Source organism: Planctomycetota bacterium, assembly GCA_026387035.1.
Lineage (GTDB): Bacteria > Planctomycetota > Phycisphaerae > FEN-1346 > FEN-1346 > JAPLMM01.
On sequence record JAPLMM010000115.1, the window covers coordinates 1 to 5,950 of the forward strand.

At 71.0% G+C, this 5,950-nt stretch carries 4 protein-coding genes; 1 reads left to right on the forward strand and 3 read right to left on the reverse strand.

What is annotated here, in order from left to right; all coding sequences use genetic code 11:
• Together NTX40_03930 and NTX40_03935 are read right to left on the reverse strand one after the other, a co-directional pair.
• A partial coding sequence (locus NTX40_03930; GenBank protein ID MCX5648236.1) for a UvrD-helicase domain-containing protein occupies nt 1–879 on the reverse strand: 879 nt, incomplete at its 3' end.
• Nucleotides 876–4,229: an exodeoxyribonuclease V subunit gamma gene (locus tag NTX40_03935; protein ID MCX5648237.1), complete on the reverse strand. Its 3,354-nt coding sequence runs from the start codon at nt 4,227–4,229 to the stop codon at nt 876–878. The genes NTX40_03930 and NTX40_03935, both read right to left, overlap by 4 nt.
• Before the next feature lie 215 nt (nt 4,230–4,444).
• On the opposite strand from NTX40_03935, the gene NTX40_03940 reads away from it, so the two are divergent.
• Nucleotides 4,445–5,458 carry an undecaprenyl-diphosphate phosphatase gene (locus NTX40_03940; GenBank protein ID MCX5648238.1) on the forward strand — a complete coding sequence of 338 codons (1,014 nt, stop codon included), beginning with the start codon at nt 4,445–4,447 and terminating at the stop codon, nt 5,456–5,458.
• On the opposite strand, the gene NTX40_03945 is transcribed toward NTX40_03940, so the two are convergent.
• Nucleotides 5,439–5,950: phosphatidylglycerophosphatase A (locus tag NTX40_03945; protein MCX5648239.1), on the reverse strand; the 512-nt coding region annotated here is incomplete at its 5' end. The two genes, NTX40_03940 and NTX40_03945, sit on opposite strands and share 20 nt — an antisense overlap.

Below are 5,950 nucleotides of genomic sequence, written 5' to 3' on the forward strand. Positions count from 1 at the left end.
GGCGGAGGGCCAGTTCTTTTCGATTCCCCCCTGAAGGCGGATCGCCAGGAGCGCCTCGACCGCCGACTTCATCACGTCCGCCGTCCGCCCCTTCGCGATCCGGTCCACCGCGTCCAGCATGGCGCGCCGGATCAGTTCGCGTTTGTCCTCCGCCCGGCCGGAGACCTTGCGAAGGTCGGCCAGCGCCCGGACGACGCCGGCGTCTGCGAGAACCTCCTCGCAAGCCTCGCGGACGAGTTCGTCGCTCCGCCGCTTTAGGTCCTTCAGGATTTCGGCGTCGCTGCGGGCCATGACGGGCTCGGCGACGCGGCGGAGGACCTCGCGGTGCTGGCCGACGATCTCCGCCAGGACCTCGCGTCCCCGCCCGAGGTCGTAAGACTCGAGCAGGGCCAGGACGTCGGCGTCCTCGGCCTCGAGGAGTTTCTCGACGGTTCGGCCGACGGTTTCCTGAAGGAGCAGGTCGGCGGCGGCCTCGTCGAACATCTCGAAGTTCGGGTCCACGCCGGCCTCGATCGGGAACCGCCGCAGAAGCGCTGCGCAAAAGCCATGAATCGTGTGAATCGGGGCGACGTCCACGTCCCAATAGCGCTGGAGCCAGCACGCGATCCGCACCGCGTCGCCCGCCGACCGGGCCTCCTGGAGGCGGTCCCGGCAGGCCCGGCGGATGCGGTCGCGCATCTCGGCGGCGGCCATTTCCGTGAACGTGATCGCCGCCAGACGCTCAAGCGGCACATCGAGGTCGGCCTCCAGGAACCGGATGTAGCGCTCCACGAGGACCCGCGTCTTGCCGCAGCCCGCGCCGCTCGTCACGCACCAGTTGCGCCCCAGGTCGGCGACGACCTCCTGCTGCGCCGAGGTGAGGGGGGCGGGTCGGCTCACGTCTCGTCCTCCTCCTCGCCGCCGGCCGCGTCACCGATCGGCTCGAGTTCGGCGATGGGGTGGGCTTCCCACTTGCGGCGCAGACGCCACTCGGCGAACCGGCAGATGCCCTGGAAGTCGCAGTGCTCCGGGCAGCCGCTACGGTAGCGCGGCCAGACGGGAAAGACGCCCTCGCGCATCGCCTCGATAAAGTTGGCGATGTACTGCCTGGCGCGGTCCAGCGCGGGGGCGAGCGTCCCGTCCGGGTGCTTGGGCGTGGACTTCGCGGACAGCCGGCCCTTCTCGCCCGGCTTGCGGACCGGCAGGAAGAACGCGCGCGCTTCGCTGCCGCGCTCGGATGGCGCCAGGAGTGCCTCGGCCGCCCAGAGATAGACGGGCAGTTGGAAACTCGTGCCGAGGGCCATGTCCGTCTCGCCCGGCGCCGACGTGCCGCTCTTATAGTCGATGACCTGGTAGCCCGGCTCGTCGCCGGCCGCGAGGTCGATGCGGTCGATGCGCCCGCGCAGGCGCACGGGCCCGTGCGGCCCGTCGAGGGCAATCGGCTCGCGCGATCCGACCGGAGAGACCTTGACGCCCCGCGGGGCGCCGAACCACACCTCCGCGTACGCAGGCCGCCAGTTCCCCAGCCGCGCGATGTGCCAGTCCACCAGGCGCGCGAGGTCCCGCAGCATGTTCTTCTTCTGGACCTGCCAAAGGGCGGGGGAGCCCACCCGGCCGTGCGATTCCAGATGCTTGAAATACTCGTCGGCCTTTTTCCGAAGGAGCGCGAGGGCGGCATCGCGGTTGGATTCCGTCAGGCGCCCGCCGAGCGGCTTCGATGCCGCCAGCGCCGAGAAGAACCGTTCCAGCAGGCCGTGATAGATGAGGCCGACCTCCAGAGGTCCCAGGTCGGGCGAGGGTTCTTCCGTCTTCTCGAGGTCCAGGAGGTCGGAGGCGAAGAACGCGAACGGGCACCCGCCGAACGTCTCGAAGCGGCCGGCGTTCATCACGATCTCCGCCGGGTAGCGCCGGCAGAGGGCTTCGAGGATGTCCGGGGCCGCCAGGCGTCCGTCGAACGGGCCGAACGTCTCGCCTCGCTCGCGCTCGTGTTCGACGGCGAGGCCCGCGAGGGCGGCCTGGGCGGCCTCGCCGCGCCCCAGCAGCGCCTCCAGGACGCCGAGGTGTAAATCCGCGTCGTGCGTTTCGCCCGGCCCCCAGAGCGCGAAAAGAGTCGAGGCGAGAAGTTCGCGGGCCGCGCGATGGCGTTCGAGCGGCATGTCGAGGTCGCGCGTGCCGACGGCGAACGCCGGCAGACGTTCGCCGCCGCTTCCCTCGGCAAACAGGGCCTTCGTCTCTTCCAGGTAATGGCTGGCCAGGGCGGGCCGCCCTTCGGCGTCGAGCGACGGGTAACTCAAGACGAGCGACCGCCGCGCCCGCGTCACCGCGAGGTAGTAGAGGAGCATTTCGTGCTCGGCGTCGTGGCCGGCGGGGCGAAGGTCCACGCCGTGGCCTCGAAGGCCGTCGCGTTCCGCATCGTCGAAGAAGGGGTGCGGCCGGCCCCGGCGGGGAAACTCCTTCTCCGCCAGGCCGAGGACGAAAACGTGGTCGAAGGCGAGGGCGCGGCTCTGGGTCACGTCCATCACGACGACCGGGGCGTCGGCCGGTTCCTCGGCGGCGACCGATTCCAGGTCGAGGCCCTGGGCCACCTCCGCCAGGAACCGCTCGCGCGAAATCCGCGCGGCGCCGTCCTCCGCCAGCCGCGCGACTTCCTCGAGGAGGTTTTCAATCGCCGCCAGCGCCTTGGAGTCCCGCGCGCGGCGGCGAGGGTCCGGATCGTCGCAGGCGGCATCCCGGAGGCCCGAGGCGCGGAGGATCCGGCGGAAGGCGTCCGCGAACTCGCGGCGAGTCGCTTCGTCCGGCAGGGCGAGGGCGTCGAACAGGCGCTCGAGGAACCCACGCACACGCTCGATCTCGTCGATCCGCTCGCGGGCCGCCTCCGGTGCCAGCGCGAACTCGCCCGAATCGTCGGCCGTCTCGGCGCTCCGGGCGGCGCAGCCCTTGAGGTAATCAAGGCCCTTCGACCAACTCGGTCGGCCTTCCCAGACGTTGGCCTCGCGCGCCAGGCGCACGGCGGCGCGGGCGGTGGCGGCGTCGGCGCCAAACGCCTCGGGGCGAAAGTAACTCGACTCCAGAAGCCGCGCCACCGCCCGGTACGCGTAGGCGTCGGCCTGCGGCCGGACGAGCGCCATCGCGGCCCGGACGACGGGGCACTCGCTCAGCCGCCGCTCCCGCTCGACGCGGAACTCCAGGCCGTACCTGGGAAAGATCTCGCGCACCAGCGCCGCATAGGCGTCGAGCGACCGGACGAGGACCGCGACCGAGGCGGGGGCGGCGCCCGCGCGGGCGAGGTCCGCGATTCGGCGAGCGGCCTCTTCCGTCTCGCGCGTCCGCCCGGCCGCCCGGACGACGCAAACCGAGCCGTCCGCCCGGGGGGCGGGCGCGTCGGCCGAGTCCGGCAGGCGGAAAAGGTGCGTCCGAATCCGCTCCAGACCCGCCGAGAGGTGAGTCGGATCGTTGATGGCCGTCTCACGCAGGCGCTTGCCGAACCGCGCCCGGAGGCGCTCGCGCGTTCGGCTGGTGACGCCGAAAAGTTTCGCCCGGGCCGCATCGAACACCAGGGTGATCATCGTGCGTTCGGCGCGCTTCGAGAGGGCTTCGAGGACGTCGAGTTGGGCCGGATCGAAGTTCTGGAACCCGTCAACGGCCAGGAGCGCGAGATTGCCGAAGGGGCCGAACTCGCCCTTGGCGAGGAGGTCGGCGGCGTGCCAGAACCGGCCGGCTTCGTCGTACACGCCGCGCGCCTGAAGGGCGCGCTGGTAGTCGGCGTAGAGGACCGCCAGGAGGCGGTTCCTGGGCGAGCGGAGCCCTCGCGTAAGGGCCCGGCCGAAGGCGTCCGGTTCGACGCGCGCCGCCTTCAGTTCGCGGAACAGGGCGTCCATCGCCTCCACGAGGCCTGGGGCGTCGCGGACCGCGCCCAAGAGGGCGGCCTCGCGCGGGCCGAGGCGGTCGAGGCACTCGCGGATGAGGTGGTGCCGCGCGAGGGCCGGGATGAGGCGGACCGTCTGACCGGCGGCGGCAAGGAGGCGTTCGGCGAGGTCCGGCAGCGTCAGGACCTGCGGGCGGACGAGGACGCCGGCTTCTTGCGAGGCGAGGAGTCGGCTCTCGGTTGCGCGGCGCCGGCGGGCGGTCGGCACGAGCAAGAGGCATCGGCCGGGACCGGCGCCGGCGAGGGCGTCCGAGTAGGCCGCGAGAACGCGCGACGATTTGCCACTTCCGGCCGGTCCGACGATGAGTTCCACCGGTGATGACACGGACGCCTCGGCGAAGGAGGTGACATAGGTCCAGACTGACCCTACCGCCGGGGCCGGTCCGTGTCAAGTTCAGAGGCGGCGGCGGACGATGAAGGACGGGGCGCGAGGCCGCTTGGCTCTGGACGGGAGCGGCGCCGCGCGTCATAGTCGCCGCCTGGATCATCCCGCAAGTCGGAGACGTGCGCATGAAGATTCGACTTCCTGTGATAGCATGTATGGTTGGGGTCGGACTGGTGGTCGCCGGCGCCATGCCCGCGTCGGCCAACGAGCCGGAGCCGAGAAAGATCTCGGCCGGCCAGGCCGCCATCCTCGGCGTCGTCGAGGGACTGACGGAGTATCTGCCGGTCTCGTCCACGGGGCACCTCATCCTCGTGAATCACGCGATGGGCCTGAGCCATTTTACGGACCCGGCCCACCCTTTGCAGAGCGGCATCGAGAAGGTCCCGGCCGTGGACGCGTTCGACATCGTTATCCAACTCGGCGCAATCCTGGCGGTGCTCGGACTCTACCGCAAGCGCGTCGGGCAGATGCTGCTCGGCCTGGCGGGCCGCGATCCGGCCGGCCTGCGGCTTGCGGTGAGCCTGCTCATTGCGTTCCTCCCGGCCGCCGTCGTGGGCGTGGCCCTTCATCGCCGGATCAAGGAGCACCTGTTTAATCCGGTCTCGGTGATTGCGGCCCTGGCGGTCGGCGGCGTGCTGATGATCGTCGTCGAGCACTACTTCGGACGCCTCCGACTCTGGACGCTGCGCGGGCGGCGGGACGCCCCGCCCTTCGACCATGCTCAGGGCGGCCCGAGTCCCGATAGAATCGGGATCGAGAGGCCGCGCGTCACGGACGTGGCGCAGACGCGCTACTGGCAGGCCCTCGTGATCGGCCTGGCGCAGGTGCTGGCCATGTGGCCGGGCACGTCGCGGAGCATGATTACGATCCTGGCGGCCCTGGTGATCGGCCTCGACATGTTGGCGGCGGCGGAGTTCAGTTTCCTCCTGGCCCTGCCGACGCTCGGGGCCGCCACCGTTTACGAGGGGGCCAAGAGTTGGCACGACCTGACCGGCTCGGTGGGCGTGGACGGGATGGTCATCGGCCTGGTCGTGAGCGGCGTCGTCGCGGCGCTGGCCGTCAAAGGGTTCGTCCGGTGGCTCACCAGGCACGGCCTCTTGCCGTTCGGCCTTTATCGGCTGGGTCTCGCGGCGGCGGTGTGCGGCTACTTCATGTGGTCGGCCCGATAAGACGGCCGAGCAGAACGTCGGTGGCGATGGTGAGGACCAGGGCCATCAGGCCTGCCGCCACGTCGTCCAGGACGATTCCCCACCCTCGCGGCAATCGCTCCAACTGGCGGGCGGGCGGCGGCTTGAGGATATCCATCAGGCGGAACCACACGAAGGCCGCGGCCAGCGTGATCCACGCCCGGCCGCTCCACGGCGTCCAGGCGGCAAGGCCGGCCAGCAGCATCCCCGCCGCCTCGTCCATGACGAACGGCCGCGGGTCTTTGCCGCCGAAATCCTTCTCGGGTTCCCGGCCGGCCGCAACGCCGATGGCGCTGGCCCCGGCGGCCGCGATGGCGATCCCCCACCACGGGCATCCCACGTGCCAGGCGGCCAGCATCAGCGCGGCCGTGAGGGCCGAGGCGTAGGTGCCCGCCGGCCCGGGGATCCATCCGACTCCGAAGAAGGTTCCAAGCAGTTTTCGCATGGGAGGCTCTAATCCGGCGGGAGGCGCAG

Excerpts from the sequence above, each read along its gene's own strand:
- NTX40_03940 (MCX5648238.1), top strand. The coding sequence starts at position 4,445 with ATGGTTGGGGTCGGACTGGTGGTCGCCGGCGCCATGCCCGCGTCGGCC.